Source organism: Aliivibrio logei, from assembly GCF_001691055.1.
Classification (GTDB): domain Bacteria; phylum Pseudomonadota; class Gammaproteobacteria; order Enterobacterales; family Vibrionaceae; genus Aliivibrio; species Aliivibrio salmonicida.
Window position 1 is genome coordinate 535,751 of record NZ_MAJU01000004.1, and the last position, 22,796, is coordinate 558,546.

Annotated in this window: 6 protein-coding genes and 1 pseudogene; 3 read left to right on the forward strand and 4 right to left on the reverse strand. The window is 42.3% G+C overall.

Annotated elements, in window-relative coordinates:
• Nucleotides 1-113: 113 nt before the first annotated feature.
• The 3 genes from rtxA to rtxH are packed head-to-tail and all read right to left on the reverse strand — an operon-like array spanning nt 114 to nt 14,134.
• The gene (gene rtxA, locus A6E04_RS21645; protein WP_065609798.1) at nt 114-13,280 is read right to left on the reverse strand and encodes an MARTX multifunctional-autoprocessing repeats-in-toxin holotoxin RtxA; all 13,167 of its coding nucleotides are present in this window, start codon (nt 13,278-13,280) and stop codon (nt 114-116) included.
• 20 nt (nt 13,281-13,300) lie between these two features.
• Entirely contained in the window at nt 13,301-13,762 is a 462-nt protein-coding gene (gene rtxC / locus A6E04_RS02695) for an RTX toxin-activating lysine-acyltransferase RtxC (RefSeq protein ID WP_023602845.1), read from the reverse strand.
• Between the two features lie 24 nt (nt 13,763-13,786).
• Nucleotides 13,787-14,134, reverse strand: coding sequence for a protein RtxH (gene rtxH, locus A6E04_RS02700; RefSeq protein ID WP_065609800.1), 348 nt, complete (start codon nt 14,132-14,134; stop codon nt 13,787-13,789).
• A 597-nt stretch (nt 14,135-14,731) separates the two neighbouring features.
• On the opposite strand from rtxH, the gene A6E04_RS02705 reads away from it, so the two are divergent.
• The 3 genes and pseudogenes from A6E04_RS02705 to A6E04_RS02715 form a co-directional block, all read left to right on the forward strand.
• Nucleotides 14,732-16,837 carry a peptidase domain-containing ABC transporter gene (locus A6E04_RS02705; protein ID WP_065609813.1) on the forward strand — a complete coding sequence of 702 codons (2,106 nt, stop codon included), beginning with the start codon at nt 14,732-14,734 and terminating at the stop codon, nt 16,835-16,837.
• Nucleotides 16,834-18,195, forward strand: coding sequence for an HlyD family type I secretion periplasmic adaptor subunit (locus tag A6E04_RS02710; protein ID WP_023602842.1), 1,362 nt, complete (start codon nt 16,834-16,836; stop codon nt 18,193-18,195). Before A6E04_RS02705 ends, A6E04_RS02710 begins: the two co-directional genes overlap by 4 nt.
• Before the next feature lie 47 nt (nt 18,196-18,242).
• Nucleotides 18,243-20,339 (forward strand): annotated as a pseudogene (locus A6E04_RS02715) (type I secretion system permease/ATPase); the annotation flags it as partial.
• Between the two features lie 155 nt (nt 20,340-20,494).
• On the opposite strand, the gene A6E04_RS02720 reads toward A6E04_RS02715, so the two are convergent.
• A complete protein-coding gene (locus A6E04_RS02720) occupies nt 20,495-22,516 on the reverse strand; it encodes an FUSC family protein (RefSeq protein WP_083198882.1) in 2,022 nt (673 codons plus the stop codon).
• Between the last annotated feature and the right edge of the window lie 280 nt (nt 22,517-22,796).

Sequence of the window (22,796 nt, forward strand, 5' to 3'; positions counted from 1 at the left end):
GACACACTAATCCGCATTGATTTTACTAATAACAATATCTAACCCTTTAAATGAAAAAAGCCGTCTTCAAAAAGAAGACGGCTTACATTATTGTTGAAATTTTAGATAATTAGTTAAGCAAAAGCTCTTTTCCCTTGAGATACATCAGACCATGCTGTTGTTATCGCTACACGAGATTTACTATTGAGATTGTCGATAAAACCATTGTCACCAGCCTGAGGCTCAAAACCACTCATGGCTTGCACCAGTGCATCAACCGCATTACCAGACAACGAGGTATATTCTCGTTCACCTTCAATATCTTGCTCGCCCATCGCGATAACGACTTCTGCACGATTATCATTGAAGTAATCACTGAAGGTTACAGAACCGATGTGTTCAAACTTCGCTTGGTCAGTATCGCTCACAGGGTCACGCAAGATAGACAGTTTTAGATCATAGCCACTACGTTCAAGCCACAATTTCTGCCAATCAATACCATTAAAAACAATATTGTCTTCACTGCGAATATCTTCAACGAGATTGTCAATGACGTCACCACTCACAATAAAGCTATCTACGTCCGTGCCACCTTTGAAGGTATTTTGGAATCCACCTAATACCATCAAGTCTCGTCCTTCACCCCCATTAAACTGGCTGAATTTAGAAAGCGCGGCAGCCATCAGATGATCGTCCCCTTCACCACCGTTCAACACTGCGTGATAACCCATTAGTTTAATAACATCGTCACCCATGCTTGCATTAATACGGTTGTCATTGCCGAAGACGTTGGCAAAGTCATTACCAGCACCTAACTCAACTTGATTGTTATTACCAATCGTGACTGAGTAATCTTGATCGTCCCCGCTATCAACACGGTTATAATTACCTGATGTGACTACGTAATCGCGGCCAGTTCCAGTATCAATCTCACCACCTTCTCCAAAGACAAATGATTCATCATCACCCGCGCCCAAGAACACGTGATTGATTCGCCCAGCAACGACGGCAGTATCATTGCCTTCGCCACCGAACATCATATTTTCACGTCCCATTAGCACACCCATATCATTGCCTTCACCGCCGGTGAATATATTAGATGTTCCTGTCGCATAGTAGACATCATCACCTCGGCCACCCCAGAAGTTATTGTTATCTCCTAAATACGCGCCGAGATCTTTACCATCACCACCCCAATTGAAATTGTAATTTCCTAAGGATACATTGATATCCCCATCGCCTTGTAAATGACCACTATTACGAAGAAAATCAAATGTTTTCTCCTTCATATTCAGTAGATCAGCCGTCAGGTTTTCTTTTAAGTTACCCACCAACGATTTCATCTCTGTTTGCTTATTTTGGCTAAAAATAGTCGCAAACAAGTTAGGTAGATTTAAAGAGTTAAATCCAAACGCACGATCTTGCGTAGCAGGGCTATCTGACGTTATTCCATCACCGTTATCCTGAGTTCCACCGACATTGGTGCCGTTAACAGAAACGGATGACTGGTCTTCTTCCTCTTCTGTCGCTTTTTCTTTCAAGCCGTGGGTTTCTGCGAACGTCTTAATGCCATCAGCCCCCATATTAACCCCCGACTCTAGGTTGTCTAGCAACTTAGCTGGGTCAACGAAGGCTTGTAATTGATCGCCACTAAATTCACCAACAACTTCCAGCATTTCTTTTAGGATTGCGACGCCATCTACTAATTCGCCAGTACGAGACACAATATGCCCTGCAGCTGTGTAATCCACACCGAAGATATCACCTAGCGTCGTATCTGCACCTACACCGGCTAGTTGGCCTAGAAGCTTGTTTTTTAACTGACGAGGAAGATCTTCGGGGCTGTAAGTAAACGTTGTTTTCGCTTGCCCCGTTGTGGAAAATTGTTGAGTCATAAGACCAAACAACGAACCCAAATTGGTATCAAGAATCGACTGGATATTATCACCGAACATAAAGTTCCAGTTACCCGTCGTCACTTGAATATCAGCACCTTGGCCACCAACAGCAAAGTTAAACGCTAGCTTCTCATTCGCTTGACGGAACTTATCTGCACGACTCATTTTACTTGAGTCAGAGTTATCACTTCCGCCTAACCACTGGTTGTATTGCTTGTTTAACGTCGCTTCAGCGTCATTTTTCAAGCCGCGGCTACTGCGTTCATTTTGAGAATCCAAGTCAACCAAGCTTGTGTAATCAACAGTGCTACTCTGATCTAAGCCAGACATATCTTTAACGAACTTTTTAGCCCCCGATAATGTCCACTGCTGCTCTTGAGCGGCTAACCAATCTTGACCTTCACCTGAACTCGCTATGCTTTTTAACACACCGGAGATTCGAGAGGCACCATCAAACGGATTAACTAGAGGAGGCGTAGGAATTGATTTATCCATCATCACAATAAGATCGTTGCTTTGCCCTAAATTGAAGCTCACGTTGCGATTACCAATGAACATCTGTGCGCCTTCTAGAGCTTGATACCCGCCAATATCAAAGCTGTGTTTACTTTCCCCGTCACCAACATGAACCATCACGTTGTTGTCACCAAAAGCTAGAGACTTAAAGCCCCCTGTACCGACTTTAATGCCAACGTTCGAAGTACCCCAGTTAATCGCAGTAAACTCACCATCACCAACATTAACTTGAATATTGCCAGAGTAGCTGAGCTTATTATTGCTGCTATCAGATGAAGAGGATTCAGTCTCATTCTTACGTTTTTCTGGGGCATTAAACACATCACTGTTTTCAGCAATTGCACCGCGAGCGGTATCATCAACGTCGCTGGTACCTACGCGAGAAAGATCGATGTCTCCTTCTGCAATACCATTCCTGATACGCTCATCTTTTGTCGTCACTTCACCTTGTTCATTCCAGCTAAGTGTGACTTTATTACTTTCAGCCTTCTGTACCCAATCACCATTTTCATCACGGGTATGTTTACGACCAGTGACGTCAACAGCAATATCTGAGCTGCGTACAGAAACATCACTGCGGATACCGTTCGCATCCATCGATTCAATAAACAGTCTTCCAAAGCCTTTCTGTTTATCATCACTGATTAACGAACAACCCACGACACTAATATGCTCAGGTTTGGTATTCACATTTTCCGCTTCGCTAAACTCTTGGTTGAATTTGGCCAGTTTCACGGCTAACTCATCGGCGCTGTAGCCACTTAAATGCGTATTATTATTTTCAGAACCCTCTCGACCATGTCCAACCAATTGCCAACGTAATTTTCCAGATAACGTAGACGGGTCACCGTAAACCACACGATAATTACCGTCTGAATCGAGTTGTACAACCACGCTGCTATCAGGGTGTTTTCCTGCTAAATTTTCCGCTGCTTTAGCAACCGAAGAATCATTCTCCATTTGAACAATTATTTGGCCATCAAAGCGGGTATCACCCCCATCAGATTGAGGAGATACTGCAATACGTTCCCAACGATTAACGTCTTTATCTTTCGGTGTTTCACCCGATGACGTCTTAATTGGCGCGGTATCAAAAACAGGTAAATCAAAAATTCCCTGCAATGTCGTCTTGTCACCTAATGTAGGCTTGTAAGTTGCTAACGTATTGCCGTCCATCACCACAACACGGTTGAAAATAGCTTCTCCAACATCATTTTTTGGTAGTCTGTAACGTTGAGCCATATCCAAATCAGACTTACCAAAGAAGCGAGTTAAATAAGTACTAAACTTGTCTTTTGATGAAAACTCTACAACACCTGCATTCGGATCATAGAAACCGTAAACACGATTTTCTCCATCACCTTTTGCCCAAGCTGCCATTGCGTGTCCAGGTGCATCTAGTTCTAATAAGACAGGTTTGTTGTCAACTGAAACGTCTGTGACCTTTTCAATTACACCCGTAACCGTTAAAGCTTTCTTACCCTCAAGCTTCTCTTGCCATACTTTCATAGAAGTATCATGCATTGGGTTTTTAGCATGGATCGCTGCAAGGCTACTCATTAGTTTACTGGCATTTACCCTCTCCGTTTCCGAATAGAGCGTAGGGTTACTTAAGACTGCAGCTGTTGAATACATCTTTTCTAACAGCTTTCTCGCCACGCCAACCTGACCATCGCTTTCTAGCTGTTTAGCGACAAGTATCAGCTTAGATAGTGGATCACAACGGCCACCAAAACCATCGTTTGATAAATTCAATAACAACAATTGAGGAGCAAGTTGTTCACTGGCTTTAGCGTCAGTGATTCCTGAAGACGCCACGTCACGGAATAAGCGATTATGCTTCTCCGATTTAGCTTGGAACGTTGCCTTCAAACCTCGGCTTTCGACTTCCCAAGCAAGTGCACCTTTCTGTTCTGCACTCCAGTCGCCTTTGACCAATAAATCCACTAACTGCTTGATATTCATATCAGGTCTGAAACCTTCTACAATATCTTTCGCATGGTCAGTTTTGTAACCATTCAAGAAATCTTTGGTAGTGCGAATATCCTTTGATTTACCTGGCACAGTTGTGTCTGGTTTTAGTGCTTCACCGTAGCGAGAAAGGTCGCTTTTGATGCCTTTTAGTACTTCGCTTGCATCAGCTGATACCCGGTCTGCGTCAAACAAACCAGATACGATTTGCTCAGCGTATTGGCTCATTAAGCGATTACTCGCCTCGTGTCCATAAAAGGTTTGCTCACCGGTTACGTTAAAGCCAGATACCGCTAACTTGGCACGAAGCTTCTCACCTTCACCGCCTAAACCTTCATTATCCGTTAAGAGCATGATCGGCGTATCTTTCGGTAAACCTTTCAAGTTTTTCTCTACGGAGAACTGGCCATTAACCGCCTTAGACAAAGATCCAACAATTCCTGCCGGATTCACCACTTCATGTGCAGTGATCGCTTTGGTCATGCTTGGCATAGGTCTATCCAATAATAAGCCAGAGACAGCTTGACCATTTTGTGCAGCAAAACGCACGAGATCGGCGGCAATTGGACCGCCCATTGAATAGCCGTGAATAATAATGTTACTTGGATCGATACCCTTATCATTCACGAGATACTTGAACATAGTGCGAGCATCTTGATAGAGACCTTTTTCACTCGGTCCACCGTCGCTTTCGCCATAACCGCGCATGTTAACAGCTAACATGTCAATATTTTGCTTGTGATAATGACTGCGAATCGCACTCGCTTGCTCTTCTGAGGATGAACCAGAGCCGTGTAGGAACAGCACTACTTTGCCGTTTCCTGTACTCTCTTCGCCTTCTGGTGCTTTCGCTCCCTTATGGAAGTATCCAGACAAACGACCGGCTTCACCTTTCAGAGTCACTTTTTGAGACTCGCCTTTTTCGACAGCAAGCCCTAGCAATGTTTGGGTGATATCACCAACCTTACGACGAGCATCTTTAGTTCCGAACAACTCATTGTTTAGGAAACGAGTTAACGGACTTAGAGACTCTTTGTCTCTAGGTGGCGTACTATCATTTTCGATTGCAACTGTTTCACTCTGCTTATCTTTTCCAGATAGCAAATCAAGCTCTTCCGTTTCTTTACGACTCTGCTTTTTAGTCGTAATTTCAAGTTGCGCTTCTTGCAGTGCTTGACCAAAGTTAAATAATTCGGTTGGAGTCCAAACACCAAACTTAGGTCGCCATGTATGACCAATTAACTTATCGGCACCACCGGCTTTAAGCACTTTCGCCACGGTACTCGAGCAATTTTTTGTTAGCAACTGGTAACGAGCATCAGGATCGTTACTTAAGCGATGCCATTCTGCTTGCATCGCTGAAGAGTCCAGACCTTCTAGGTTAATACGGAATACGCGACCTTGATCCGCTTCGCTCATTTGGAACGTTTCAATCTGCTCCAGTGATCTTTCCGCAAATTGGCGAATCACATTTTCGATACGTTTTTCCATCATCGCGGGGTCGCTGGTTGCTTGCGCTTGTTTCTTCAATTCTTCAGAAAAACGGTTCGCAACGTCCGTCATTTCGTAACTGGTGTCATTCCACTGTTCAACAAAAACCTGAGACACATGTGGAGGAATACCTGCAGATTCCAACATGTCCGGATTCATCAATGCTGACATTGCGTACGCTTCAGACACATCTTTAAAGGACGCATCAATACCTTTGGCAGCCTTGAGTTTCTCGATAAAACGTTTCAGTTTCAGAGCCCCATCTTCCAAGCCGAACCCATCGTTTTCTTCTGATGCCATATCATGTTCAAGCGTGCCATTTTGATGAGCTGGTTGGCTCAAATCGCTCCAACGGAGTTTCAGATCCGGTTGGGCATTTGTTGCTATATCGAAGAGACGGCTGATGTTGGATGACTTACTTCCCAAAGGCCACCAACTAACGTAATTTTTCTCGTTAGAATCAACAGCAGATTGACCTTCAAGTTGTGTTCTTCCTTGGCCAATTTGCAACGCAGCATGACCAAGAGAGCTGTGTTTACTGGGCTTCCAAATGAACATAGTGCCGCTAACGGGGGAAAGATGTTGCTCAATCGCTTGGTGAACATTGTTTAATCCCGCGATATCAATGCCTTTACCATTTTTAGCCAATTCATTAGGCGAAAAATCAGTAAATACTGCATCCGCAACCGCTTGACCATACTCTTTACTTACAGTCGCTTTCACTTTCTCTATTGCCAAGCTGCCACTTTCAAGCTTATTTACGTTCGTTAGATTTTCTTTACCTTTAGTAACCAGATCACCATTACTATCAACATACAGATGTTTACTTAATGTCAAGTTGGCATTTTCAAGCTGGTCATACAGATGACTAAAACTGTCTTGGGCTTTAACTATGTGCTCAGAAACAGCAAGAACAGAGACTTCATCTACACGTGCATTTACTTGACTAAGCAACGAGTTAATGGCCTCAACTCGACCTGAATCTGGATGGCCTAATACGTAACCTTCAGCCTGTTTTTGCAAGTTCACCAGTTTTTCTACTGACTCAAGTTCATAATCAGCATGATCTAAAGTGCTCGCGTGATACTCAGCCAGAGCATCAATCACCTTTTGGTAACTTTCGCCACGGATCTTACCGCTAACACTGGCTTTATCCAGAAGAACAGACACAGACATAAGTTCCGTTTTTGCACTGTACTTCCACTCACCATCTTCTTTTTGAGCAAGAACTCGAGTGTACCCTTCTTGGTGTGAGATCACCTTGTCATCGACTAAAAAGAGTTCATCTGGCATTTGTTCAAAATTATCAAAATTCGCTAAAATGAATCGTTCAATGGTTTTTAGCTGATCTACACTTTCCGGGTCAGCAACAATAATAGTCTTACTATTACTATTCTCATCCATATCCGTCCAATCACGCACTTCAAAACCTTCATCGCCTTCTTGTACCAATAAGTTTCGTTCAGTACGAAGTGCGTAGAACGGTAAGGCCTCACGTAACATCCCATCAATAGCGCTCTGTTTTTTGAAAGTACCATGTGAAACTTCACCTAGCCCCTCTAGCCCAACACCTGAAATACGAATATCTTTTCGGTTTACATCCTGTGATGTTCGATCTGCAACAATGATGCTATCGACATTGCCCTCAGTGAACAGAGAAGTGATTGAGCTTCCGGTATTTTTAGAACGAATACCTGCGTTGATTTGTAGTCGATTTACGGCTTGAACCGCACCGTCTAGCGCTTCTTGCTCTTGATCGGTTAATCCTTCACTAAATCGACCGTCCGCATCCTGTGGATTTATCGTATCGACATGGCTACTTGTTGTCTCTTCACTTTGAATAGAGTGATTTTCATTGGATAAGCCACTGCCTGAGGCACCTTGACGATAAGGGCGGTCATTTTCGTTTTGCTTAGAACCTTTCGCGTTTGCTTGTGCTTGATTCGCTTTGTTTTCAGCATTTCTTGCATCACTATTACCACGATCTTCAGCGTCTCTAGCGGCATCACTTGCATTCAATTCAGCTTGTTTAGCTTCATTGGTTTTAGTGGTAGCGCCAGCTTTACGCGCATCAGCATCGGCTTTAGCGTCCGCAATATTTTGCTCTGCACTAGAGCGATTATCTTCGCCTTTCGCAACACCTGCTTCTGATTTAGCCACCGAATCTTTAACATTCTTTTGATTATCTTCGTGGGTCTTTTTCGCAGCAGTGATCTGTTCGCCAGACACTTCTTTAGCATTGTCTAATTGGGTTTGAACATCCTTTAGAAGACCGTCAGCAAAACGATCACGCCAATGCTCACCAGATTCACCCGTGTATTCAGCTTTATTGCCCAGTACATCAAGGCCTTGAGCCATTGCCGTTAGGTCTTTAGTTACCGCTTCAGACTCTTCTTTCACAGCATCGCGCTGCGCTTGACCATTACTCTCTAGTGCTTCTTGATCGGTTGATTCTAATTGAGCCTGAGAACCCGATACAGCTTCAAGTTGTTTCTGCTTTTCTTGCTCTAAACGCTGGCGATCGGCTTCCGCTCGTTCTTTGTCAGACATTGCATTCTTTGCAGCTTGATTTTGTTCCGCATTATCGGCAACAGCATTAGCTTGGTGTGACGTTTCAGATTTCGCCACCACATTATCTAAAACATAGCCCAACCCATCATTATGGCCTGTGCCTTTGAATTCTATTCGGTTACTGCCAGAATTTGCAGTCAACTTCAGTGTTTTTTGTTGCCAAGCAGCTTCATCACCAGAGGTTGAAAATACAACATCACCGTTCCAGAGAACCTCTATGCCTTCGCTATTTGAAAGACCAGCACGTTTTGCAAAATCAAAACTAACCGCAATGACTTCACCTTCCGCTAAATCCGTTAAATCTTGAGAAAGACTTGTATTAGTATAAGTATCTAGCTCTGTTACACGTGAGCCATGGCCTTCGCCACTTACGCCATAAGCGCTACTTGAATATGATGCTTCTACGCCATGAGTAGATTCCCAACCGTCGCCACCTTGTTCAAAATCGCCATTAACGATCAGGTTAGGTGCTTGCGCTTGATCTAAAGACTCTTCGATGTTGAGTTCATTTTCCATGCTGCTGAGATCAGGCGTTTCAACGTTAGTCACGCTTCCACTTAGCCCGTCTCCTAGATCGGAACCTACTTCTTCGATTTCATCCAGAGCGAAACCATCAAGTTTCGTGATTTCAGGCGTTGAAATAGCACCTCGCCCTTTCTGAATTCCTGATGACGAAGCTTCATCACCTTGAACTAGGTAATTAATCGCTTGGCTGCCACCCACTCCAAGAAGCGTTTGTTTAATATTATCAAACAGTGCAGAAAGCTTATTGCTGCTAGTGTTACTTGACGCGACGGCTAGGCTATAGAAATCACCGTTACCCACTTTGATAGCAACGTTATTTCTGGCATAAGAAGCATTAATCCCTAAGCCATCACCTACGTGAATATTCACGTTTGCTTTGCCTTTCATCACCGCAACATTTAGACCGTCACCCACTTTGGTGTTGACGTTATATTTGCCCCATGCAACGTTAACTGAAATACCGTCACCAATTTTGGTGTTGATATTCGCATCACCATAGGCCGCTGTTACACTCAGGCCATTACCCACGGTTGTCGTAATGTTGGCTTTACCTTTCGCCGCCGTGACCTGCATACCATCACCGACTTTAGTGACAATATTGCCCTTGCTCCAAAGTGCGTTGAAGCTATCTCCGTCCCCCACTTGAGTAACGACGTTCGCTTCACCTTTCGCTAAAACAACATTACGGCCATTACCCACTTTCGTAATGATATTCGCTTTGCCCCAAGCTCCAGTGTAATCATCACCATTACCGACGTGAGTAATGACATTCGCCTTACCTTGAACCACAGAGGCTTCTTGGCCATCACCAACTTTGGTAATTAGGTTCGCTTCACCTTTCGCGAAATTGTATCGATCACCGTCACCGACATGAGTGAAGATATTCGCTTGCCCCCAGGCCGCATTAACGCCTAATCCATCACCCACTTTCGTGATGATGTTGGCTTTACCTTTGGCCAAACCGATAGTCGTACCATCACCAACATGGGTCATGACATTACCCACTTTTGATATCAGTAAACCAACCGTGGTTCCTTCACCAACTTTGGTTAAGATATTACCTTTACCCGCCAACACAGCTGCGGTTGTTGCATCACCAACATGGGTCACTACGTTTGCTTTCGCAGCTGCGACAACACCCATAAAGTCATCACCGACTTTAGTTATGATATTCGCTTCACCAAGGGCTAACACGCCAGTAAGGCCGTCTCCTACGTGAGTCATAATGTTTGCTTTACCAAACATTGCGGCCAGCGTTGTTCCATTGCCAACTTTGGTCATTACGTTTAGCTCGCCAGCAAATAAGCCTAAGCTTGTGCCGTCACCTACGTGAGTATAGATATTCGCTTTACCGATCATTAACGCAGCAGTGAGGCCATCACCCACTTTCGTCATGATATTAGCTTGACCAAGCATTGCGGAAAATGTGCTGCCATTGCCCACCTGAGTGAATATATTTGCGTTACCTACCATCGCGGCTATCGAGGTGCCATTCCCCACTTTGGTCGCGATATTACCTTTCGCTACCATTAATGCAACGGTTGTGCCGTCACCAATATGCGTAAAGACATTCGCTTCTGCGACCATAAGCGCCAAAGCATCACCATGACCGACTTTGGTAAATACATTGCCTAGACCACCCATTAGTGCCCATGCATTCCCTTCACCAACGTGAGTGAAGATATTACCTGCTCCGATCATAGCGGCTATTGAGGTGCCGTCGCCGACCTTGGTAAAGATGTTACCCACAGCACCCATTACGCCAAGTGTTTGGCCATCACCAACATGAGTCAGTACATTGCCAATACCCAACATAATGCCAGTTGTATCACCATCGCCCACCTTGGTTAGAATGTTCGCCCCACCAACCATAACACCAGTTGTCGAGCCATCGCCGATATGCGTCAGTACGTTAGCACTTCCTCCCATGACCGCAAGTGCGTTACCTCTGCCTTTTTTGGTCAAGATATTTGCACCACCAAGTGCGACTGCTATCGTATTTGTTGCCTCATTATTCCCGCTAATATGGGTAATGATATTTGCACCACCAAGCATACCCGCCGTTAGGTCACCGTCACCCACTTTAGTCATGACATTCGCGCCACCAACAAGCACTGAAGCAATGTCCCCCTTACCAACCTGAGTCATGACATTAAAGCCGCCAACCGCTAACCATAAACCGTTGCCCGATCCTATTTGAGTATGCGTATTGTAGCCGCCAAGCATAGCTACACGACTATCACCGTTACCTTTGTGTACAGAGATATTGCCATAAGCAAGCATGTGCGCGAGGTATTTTCCATCACCGATACGAATTAACACATTAGCTGCACCACTAGCGGAAACATCCATTTCCCCTTGCTTACTTTGATGAACAAGCACGTTAGCTAAACCAGCACCACGGAACGTTAGATCGCCTTCATCGCCACTTTTAACAATAACGTTAGCAGCACCACCACCAATAAATTCGGTATCACCAAACTTAGAGCTGTGAAGGATAACGTTCGCAATGCCTCCGCCATTAAAGTAAACATTACCGCGTGTAACATTGGATTTGATAACATTACCACCGCCCATACCAGTAAAGCGCACATCCCCTGAACTTTCACCACTATCGGTCGCTGATGTGATCAATGCTTGTTCACTATACTCATCGATATCTGCAACAATCTCGCTGGTACTTCTCATCGCATTCACACTGTACTGCAGATCACTCAGAGAGTAGCCACCGATGCCCATTGAGTGATAGCCATTTCTTGACGAAATATCCTCATTAGCCAAATTATCGATGTGATTGCCTTTTTTATACCAAGAACGAGCTTGGTATTTTAATGCACCCGTTTCCGAATCATTCGCAAGTTCAACCTCGACAACTTTTGTATAAGGACCAAGTACTTTTGCATACACATACGTGTTTGATTTTCTATTTGACTTTACACCGTTCACATCAACAGTTGTGCCATCTGTAGAAATGGCGTGACCACCCATTTTTGCATCTGACAAAGTGACATCTTCGACATCAATCAATGCACCATTGGCATAAGTGACCCACTCATATTCGGTAAGGTTTTTTTCAACCGCATGAATCGTTACTGCTTGTTGATGCTCAAGCTTAAGATCGGAAAGAGTGTAACCTCCATTGATCGCATTAGACTTAAAACCACCCGAATAAGACACGTCTGAACTGGCTAAGCTTTCTAAATGATTGCCTTTCTTAAACCACGCTTCAGAGAAATATTTGAGTTCCCCAGTTTCAGCGTCGTTATAGAGACGAATTTTGTTGATTTTGGTATAGGCGCCATCAACGATGGCAAACAAATAGGTATTCGGTTCTTGTTGTGATTTTATCGCTTCAACAGAATGGAACTTATTGCCATTATCAATTGATGTTCCATGCATCATCGCAGTGGTGAGTAGGACCTCATCAGCATTAGCATATTCAACACCTTGTGCATTGAAGTGATTACCTGATCCTTTTCGAGTGATTTCGTTATAAGCACCCGTTCCAGAGAAATGAATATCACCGTGTGCCACATCAGAGTAAATACTGTTGTATCCACCAACACCTTCAAAACGAATGTTGCCACGTGTTTCAACATAAACATCATCCGATTGTCGCGTACGTTCAATGCGGTTTGATGCACCCGCTCCCAGTAAAGTGATATCACCGACTTTACCTTTGCGAACGAGATGGTTATCGGCACCAGCTCCTCGAAAGGTAATATTGCCAGTTTCCACTCGCGAGCTAATACTGTTAGCTGCACCAACACCATCAAATGTCACATTACCGCGAGAGCCCTGGTATTGATTGAACCAAGTTCGATCAAGTTTGTTGCCGGCCCCTGAACCAGTAAAAGATAAGTTACCTTGGTTTGTTTCATGCCAAAGACTGTTGTAGCCGCCAGCGCCACTAAATATCACATTTCCACTTAGGCCTTTGCGGGTTATCCCGTTATATGCAGCAGCACCGCCATAATTTACGTCACCGCGATTACCTAGGTGGTCAATAACAACTCCGCCAGCAGCACCAGCGAATGAAACGTTTCCATCTCCACGTTTATTGATACCAACATACCCGGCAGCACCTTTTACATTTAGGTTGCCAACAGAGTCTTCTACTCTTAGATATGCCGCACCACCCACTACCGTATCATTGCCTTGACCCGTATAAACCGTCGCCCCGATTGAACCGACAGTGACATGGTCATCACCTCCACGAGCATGTATTTCGCCGCCAAAACCGATAGCAACAATGTTGTTGTTACCATCATCGGCGGAATAGTTCCCTGTAAAGAAGTATTCAACACTTCTCCAAAATGGTTTTCCCATAAAAAAGCTCTTAATTTAGGTTAAATAGAAAACCACTGTACTTTTCTGATACAGCGATCATTTTGAGCATCAACCTTGCCGCGGACAGTACAGACTTTCTGCCCCTGCCACGGAAGGAATACACGGCGTCGAAGGTCATTTACGACCTCCCGCCCATGCCCGAATGGAGCAATCATCTCTGGAATATAAATATGCTGACCGGATCGCCAGTCGGATAAAGAAATTTCTCGATCCCCTGATAGCAATTCATCTCGGCTCTGCTCAGACAAAAACGCCCAATTACAAAATGCAATTGGGCGACCTTGTTCATCTTCGTAATAGCAAAACTGGTTTAGCTCAAGCGCAGGCATAATACGCTGCTGCCATTCAGCAACAACGTATCTACGATGAAGTGGAGAATACTGACTTAGTAACATCACCCCACCTATCATTTTTTGAAATTGCGCTAAGGTAAGATTTGCTGGTTGATGCGTAATAGACATATGCCTTATATCACCGATATACCGCTATTTTTTAGCTTGGGAAGCACGCTTTTTTGGCGCAGATTTTTCTTCTGTTTTTAGTTCTTCTACTTGATTAGCATCCGCTCCACCCGCAGGTAATAAACCCGCAGTAACTAGCTTGTCAAATTCTGCCGACATACGCGGATCTTCTAGCATATTCTTAACCATTGATACCATATACATAAAGCCAGAAGCGGGCATATGAACCACTTGTTTAAGCTCAAGATCATTATCATTATCAGCCATCACACCGTTAGACATTTTTGTTTGATCTTGACCTACGAAATAAAGAGAAAAAACACCTTTATTATAATTAACACTAGATACTGTTTGAACAAATTTCTCTGTCATAAATTCCTCGACTTGTTTTATATTAGAGAGCGTCGGCACTATTTCCAGCAAGAGAAACAACCCCAACAACAAAGGGCTCAATATTAGAGCCAATACTTTAATTATATTTTTTATTGCACGTATGTTCTGTTTGCTATTTTTATTCACTGTTCTATTTACAGTTTTATTTATTGTTCTATTTTATTTTTATAACATTTCCATTTACTGTCTTATTTTTAGGAGTCTACATTCTAAAAATAAAACTATCAACATTAGTTTCATATAAAAATAACGTAAACATTTAATTTATTAATAACCATTACCCCATCAATTACACAACAATTAAACTACTGAATTAATTAGACTTAATAATGATTAAATATCAGCAATTAGACATAAAGAGACTTAATTATACTTATCTAGTATTAATCAGTCTTACTTGGCATTAATTACAGCTAACTATCATAAAAACCATCAATCAAAACAAACAAACAAAAATCAGTATTAATATATTTACAATAAAAATTAATGTTAATTCGTAGTTGAACGTTATAACAAGCAGTGATAGCATTCTGAACTTTAAAAAATACTGTAAAATATTAGCTAAGAAATATAACCATGACAAAAAATGAAAGCTTAACGCTGATATGCATACAGCTTTGTTTAAGTATTATTAGTGGAAATAGAAAAGAAAAGAAAGATAGCTCTAATTTATATAAAGCAAATACCTTCAAAGATGAGCTAGGCATAATACAAAAAGAAAATAAGGTTAAAATATCCATAAAACAATCAAAATTAAAAAGAATAGATAAAGTAAAAACACCATCAATTTTATTTGATATTCAAGGGGCTCCATTCATTCTAGCAAAAGCAAATAAAGATAAATGTTTAATACAAAGACCGAATAAAGAAGCTCCGGAAATCATCACCTACAACCAGCTAGATTCAATCTGGAATAAAAAGTGGATTGAAATAAAACAATCTCAATCTCGTTTTGATATAACTTGGTTTATTCCTGAGTTTTTACAACACAAGAAAGTACTATGGGAAATTTTATTATTTTCGTTTGTGTTGCAGATTCTCGCCTTAATTTCTCCTCTTTTTTTTCAAGTTGTAATGGATAAAGTGCTTGTACATCAGGCTTGGTCAACTCTTGATGTCCTCGTTTTTGGACTTGTTATAACGAGCATTGTAGAGGTGATACTACGCGGTTTACGTGAATATCAATATACGCATACCGCCAATCGTATTGATATTCAGCTTGGACTAAAGCTGGTAAAACACTTACTTGGTCTTCCACTAATGTTTTTCAAAACACGTCAAGTGGGAGCCATTGTCACTCGGGTTCGCGAATTAGATACCGTCCGAGAATTTTTAACTGGCTCAATGTTTACTTTAACGGTTGAATTTTTGTTTATATTTGTATTTATCTACGTAATGAGTTTACTTTCGGCGCCCTTAACTTTGCTATTTATCGCAACTATCCCCCTTTATGTATTACTCGCTTGGTGGATAACTCCCCGAATGCAAGCAGCGATAGAAGAGCAATTTACACACGCTGCTGCAAATACCTCATTTCTAACTGAGACCGTTGCTGGCAGTGAAACTCTTAAAAGCTTAGCCGTAGAGCCCACATTCATTCGTCGCTGGGATGACCAGACAAAAAATATGGTTTCTACTGGATACGCGGTTCAACAACTCAACAACCGTTCAAGTCATGTCGTTCAGCTCATACAGAAAGTGACGAGTGTCTGTATTCTATGGTTAGGTTCCACAGAAGTGCTGTCATTAGAGATGACCATCGGCCAATTAATCGCATTTAATATGATGACGAACCACATCGCTCAACCTTTATCACGCATGGTTGAACTGTGGGGTCAGTTCATTCAAACCCGTGTAGCACTAGAAAAATTAGGAGATATGCTCAATCTGCCTGTAGAGCAACATACAGGTGAAGATATGGTGACAATCCAAGGGGCTATCTCTTTCAAAAACATTTTATTTCGCTACCAACCGGATGATCCTCCTACGCTCAATGACTTATCGCTAGATATCCAAGCAGGTGAAACTCTGGGAGTTGTGGGAACATCAGGATCCGGAAAAAGCACCTTAGCCCGATTACTGTTGCGGCTATACAGCCCAGAAAAAGGGGTGATAACCGTAGATAACACCCCACTGAACCAAATCAGCATTCAACAGCTACGACAACAAATCGGCATCGTGCTACAAGAAAACTACTTATTTAACAAAAGTGTTTGCGAGAACCTTGCTCAATCAAAACCTGAAGCTAGTTTGGAAGAGGTGATTGAAGCCGCAAAACTCTCAGGAGCCCACGAGTTTATTATGAAACTACCAATAGGCTACGACACGATATTGGCAGAAGGTGGTCAATCTCTTTCAGGCGGACAAAAGCAGCGACTTGCGATTGCACGAACGCTTCTTTTAGACCCAAAAATTATTATTTTAGACGAAGCCACTAGTGCACTTGATGATGAGTCACAAGCATTGATTCAGTCCAATATGGCGAAAATTTCTAAAGGCCGTACGGTTATCACTATCGCCCATCGATTGTCCACTGTACGTGATTGCGATCGAATTATCGTTCTTCACCAAGGAAATATCGTCGAGCAAGGTTCCCACCAACAGTTATTAAAGCTGGGTAAACAATACAAACAATTATGGCAGCTTCAACAAGAACTCAAAAAAGAGGAATACACCTCATGAACAGCATAGTTACACGATTATTGAACAGGTTTAAAACAAACAAAACAACAGAAAACCATTACGAATTTTTGCCTGCGCATCTCGCTTTATCACATCGTCCCCCATCACCGTTTGCTCGTATAACAGCCATCACTCTCAGCGTCGGCGTCATTGTTGTATTACTTTGGGCTTATTGGGGAAAACTGGATGTCCAAGCTACAGCGACAGGTCGTTTCGTTGTCCATGGCCGATCACAAGTTATTCAGTCTTATGAACAAAGCCGAGTTTTTATCATCCACGTTAAAGACGGTCAACGTGTTAAAAAAGACGAACCACTTCTTACGCTTGATACCTTAGGCATTAATCAAGATATTATGCGTTTGATCACTCAATCAGAATTTCAAACTAATGAGCTCATCCGATATCGAACGTTAAACAACGGCCAGCCCCTATCTCAAGACCTCATGTTTGCAGCATTACCACAGGAACAACAAACGTTGATCAAAGAAAACCATTTCAGTGAGAAGCGCGAATATGAGTCAAATCTTTCCAGCATCAATGCTGAAATGCAGGTAAACACAACATCACAGGATGCTCGCCAAAGTGATATCAACGCCTTAATTAAATTGAAAAAAAATATTAATAAGAGACTCGCAGCACGGAAAACACTAAGTCAAAATAAAGTCATTGGGCACGTCGAATATCTAGAACAAGAAAAAGAACTATTAGAAACAGAACGTCAAGTTTCTCAACAACGAGCTGAATTAAAAATTTTAAAATCACAATATTACAGCCTCGAAGAAAGACGAACCAATTTCACAGCACAAAAGCAAAGAGAATGGCTCGAAAAACGAAAACAAGCGAAGTTGCAATTAGTAGGATTAGATCAAGAACTGTCTAAGGTTCGTGAACGTGAACAATTAGAGATCATCCGTTCCCCTGTTGATGGTACGGTTCAACAGCTCAGTATTTACACATTAGGAGCAGTACTTCAACCCGCGCAAAACTTAATGATTATTGTGCCAGAGAATCTCGTACAACAAGCCGAAATACAAATTCTTAATAAAGACATAGGGTTTGTTTATCCTGGACAGTCAGTGATGATCAAAGTAGATGCGTTTCCGTATACCCGCTACGGTACTATCGAAGCCGAACTGTTAAGTATTTCTCGTGATTCAACTACAGATGAACGCTTAGGGCTCGTTTTCCCAGCCCAAGTAAAACTCAAAAATAACAATATCGCAATTAATGGCCAGCACGTTGAACTAACACCAGGTATGTCCGTTGTTGCCGAAATAAAAACAGACAAACGCCGCATTATCGACTATTTACTTAGCCCGATACGTGAATACCAAGCGGAATCGCTAAGAGAGAGATAAGTATGGATACAACCTTATCAACAACAAACGGCGCTTCTGTCGCTCTAGATAACTACGGAATCGAAGCCGTTGTTTATGCTGGCAACCATTTTCACAAAAAATCGACGGGTACACAGCTTAAACATGCATTAGGTGTGAATCATGCCAATTTAAGTGATATGGAAATAAGGGAAGCAGCAGAATACATTGGCTTAAAAAGTCAGGTAACAAAGGTACAAGCAAACGACCTAAACACGCTTCCTTTGCCTGTTCTCATTGAAATCGACGGTGGTTGGAAAGTACTCACCAAAACAACTGATGGTTCTTCTTTTTTATACGATCCAGCCACTCAATCAGAACAGCCTAAAGAACTCAGTTCGAATAACCACTTATCGACTTATAAAGTGATGCTAGTAGCCGATGAAAGGCTAAGCAGCAAAGAAGTCAAATTTGGCCTTAGTTGGTTTACACCATCTATCTGGCGACAAAAGAGCCAGATGCGTGATGTGTTCTTCTATGCCATTGCACTTCAAATATTCGCATTAGTAAGTCCAATATTATTTGAGAATGTCATCGACAAAGTACTGGTAGGCCGAAGTCTATCCAGCTTGCATGTACTCGCAATCGCCATGCTCGCATTAGCCATCGCGGAGCCTGCATACAGCTACTTACGTAATACCGTTTTTGGCCATCTTGCTAGTCAAGTTAATGCCGAGTTATCAGGGCGGCTTTATCGTCACTTAGTCGGCCTACCGCTCACTTACTTTAAACAGCGACAAACAGGGCAAATAATTGCACGAGTTCGTGAAATGGCACAGATCCGTCAGTTCTTGACTGGTTCAACGTTAATGCTATTACTCGATTTGATTTTTGTGACGGTCTTTATCGCCGTCATGTTTCATTATGCCAGCACTCTGACTTGGTTAGTTATAGGCTCATTAGTAATCTATTTCTTACTTTGGCTTATCGCAGGGCCCTTGATAAGAAAGAAAGTGGAATCAGAATACGAATCAGATGCAAGCGCCACAACCTTTCTAACCGAAGCGGTGACTGGCATTGAAACAATTAAGACCACAGCAACTGAACATCGATTCTTACATCAATGGCAACGTATACTCAGCCAGCAACTAAACCGTAGTTTTGAGGCTCAAAAATCAGGATTAATCGCAGGGCAAGGCATCGCACTTATCCAAAAAATCACGGCGGCATTACTGCTGTGGTGGGGAGTCACTGCAGTACTAAATGGAGAATTAACACCAGGGCAATTGGTCGCTTTCAATATGTTAGCTGGTCATGTAACTCAGCCGGTTCTTCGACTAGCTCAAATTTGGCAAGATTTTCAACATACTCTCATCGCCCTAAGGCGAGTGGGTGATATCCTTGACGAGCCAAAAGAAAACAGTAAACAAGGATTGGCTTCCGTCCCAGAACTCGATGGTGGCATAGAATTTAGCAACATTCGCTTCCGTTACCATGAAGATACTCCAGAAGTATTAACCAATCTATCACTCAAGATTAAACCAGGTCAATTCATTGGTATTACAGGGCCATCCGGCTCAGGGAAAAGTACGCTCACCCGTCTACTACAACGCTTGTATGTTCCTCAACATGGTCAAGTATTAGTCGATGGAATGGACCTTGCTATAGCCGACCCTATCTCTCTACGCCGCAATATGAGCGTGGTTTTACAAGAAAGTATTCTCTTCTCTGGGAGCGTGGCAGACAACATTCGGCTAAGTAAACCACAAGCTTCTGATGAGGAGGTTCGCTACGCTGCACAACTTGCCGGCGCTCTAGAATTCATTAAAGAGCTTCCTCACGGTTTTAATCAGCCAGTTGGTGAGAAAGGCGCTTCTCTATCAGGTGGTCAACGTCAACGTATTGCATTAACAAGAGCCTTACTGGTAAACCCTAAAATTTTGTTACTTGATGAAGCTACTTCTGCACTCGACTATCACTCTGAAGCCGCCATCATGAGCAATATGGAAGAAATCTGTCGAGATCGCACCGTAATTAGTATTGCACACCGCCTCAACACCATTCGTCATGCAGATAACATTATTGTCCTTGATAAAGGCCAAGTATGTGAAAGCGGAACTCACAATGAACTGGTAGAGAAAGACGGGCTTTATGCCAAGCTATGGAAGCAACAAATAGGCGCCTAATTAGAAAACAAAAAAGCCGATAACACAAATAATAACGTCAACAGCGCTTGGGTTAGGCTTGTTGCAAATGATTGCAACAAGCCTACTATCTTCATTTCTAATAAAACCGATTTACACAATGTATCCCGTGCTAGATCATCGCAATAGTCGACACACTAATCCGTATTGATTTTACTGATCACGATATCATTCATACCTTCAATCATCATCAAAGATAACCACACTAGCTCATAAATAGATTGTTCTTTCGTACTTAGAGATCCGGTATCCATTTTCATCTCATGATTAATCATCGGATTAACACTAAACTCACCCGTCTTAATGGCACTTAGCAGTTCTTCTGTCGCTCGTTCAATAACAGGATGTAAATGAGATAAAGCCTCACACTTAACATCATGACGAACTAATGGAACCAAGAGACAAAGGTAATGGCTGAGCTGACGATACAACACAAGTAACTCTTCATAATATTCAATATCGATATGCGTATATTGAGGTTCTTTTTGCATCTCAGAGAACACCAACTCTAAATCACTTTCTGCCGTTAATAAAGCAGCTCGTTTAACGCCAAGCATTGCAACATCGTATTTTTCATCGGCATTAAACAACAAGTGATTCGCATACAATAAAAAATCTTGGGCGCTTTCGATTCCTTTTATGGCCTGCAATCGGATTTCCTTTCCTCTCCATTGTGGCCAAAGAATACTAGACCCTATTAATACCACTAAGCTACCTAACACCGTATCTTGCAATCGAGGGAAAACGATGTCTAACCCTTGGTGAGCTAAAAGTTGATACGTAATAATCAGCAGCATGGTTATACCACCAATAGCCAATGAATAGTTCTTCATGATGTTCAACATCGAGAAAGGAAGCAAAAACAAAACAATGCCACCCAATACAAAAACAGGAAGTCCTAATTTTAAAATTAAGATAGCCAATCCTCCCCCTAAGATCGTCCCTAAACAGCGCTGCCAAATACGGCTTTTAGTGGCAAGAAAACTAGGTTGCATCACCATTATCATCGTCAACACCACCCACTCAGGTTTTGTTACATCATAATATTCTGCAATACCAGTACCAACACTAAAAATCACCCCTACTCTAAAAACATAACGCCAAATAGGATGAGTGAGTGTCGGCCAACGCCACGTAAATTCAAACGGTTGGATTTGGTAAGAACGATCATAAACGGGCTTATCATCCACAATACGCTGCGATATATGAACGATAGTATATGCCCAGTGCTCAATTCGTGAACTGCCCTCTTGTTTCACTAAACCCGCTAACTGTTCCGCTTTTTCTAAGAGAGAGGATGATACCGCTTCTCTTTTCGCGTTTGATAATATTTGCAACGATTTAGTCTGCAATAACGCTTGGCATTCTTGGCTCCAATTCACTAACGCGGCGTGTTTCTCAGGATCCGTTTTAAACTGTTCTAACAAAGCAGGGTTAGTTGTGTGGCTACTCAATATAATTTCAAACAAATCTTGAGCTAAATACAGGTCAGTAAATATAAGGGCTTCATTATGCTTTTTTGACATGAACGCTTCAGATTGAAAAGCCTGTCTCAGTAGCCCAACAAGTGCGTGTTTATTATTTCGAATTTCGACGTCATCGTACTGCTTACCAGACAATACGTTTTCACGTAATTGAATGTAATTAGCTAAATCATTATAGATGGCAGAGACACATACTTTTAATGCAAAATTCTTCCACACCGCAAACCATAACCAACTGCAGAGTGAGAAAATAAGAGGACCAAAAATCAAAAATGGATATTGATACCCTGCAGCATCGGAGCGATACAACGAAAACGTCATGGCAGCAATAACTAAGCAAGACATCCCAAGCCGAGCCCAGAATGGCCCATTAATCGCAGGAATTGAAAACAAAATTGCAGCGATAAAAAAGACAACCCAATACGGGATCTGCAATTGAAGTAAACCATACGTGATCACTAAAGCCAGAGACCACATCGCACTGGTAATAAAGAAACGCTGCCAGCGCTTAGAGCCTGCGGTATCTAATCCACTAATAAAAGCCGCAGCAAATGTCATAATAAGCGTCACCGCAACACTCATTTGATTACATAAAAAAGCGACCAAAAATATGAAGATAATGATGGTGGTAATACGACAACCAAGGTTAATTGACGGTGAATACCACAGTCGCACGATGGGTTTCTTAAAAGAAATAATAGACTCCTTACCCTTTGAACAAAGACCGATGAGAGGTATTTATTTAAAGCAACATTAGTAACAGTGGCGATTAAAATATCTCATTGAAAAATAAGTATAATGCCTTTTCATTCATTATCAATATCCGTCATCAAGGGTAACTAGAAAGCCATCACATCATAAAGGAGAACCCCAATCATAAAACAAGTGTGACCAATACAGTCATTATATAGAGAGTTCATGTTCATTTAATCAAAAGAAAGTACACTGTCCTTTC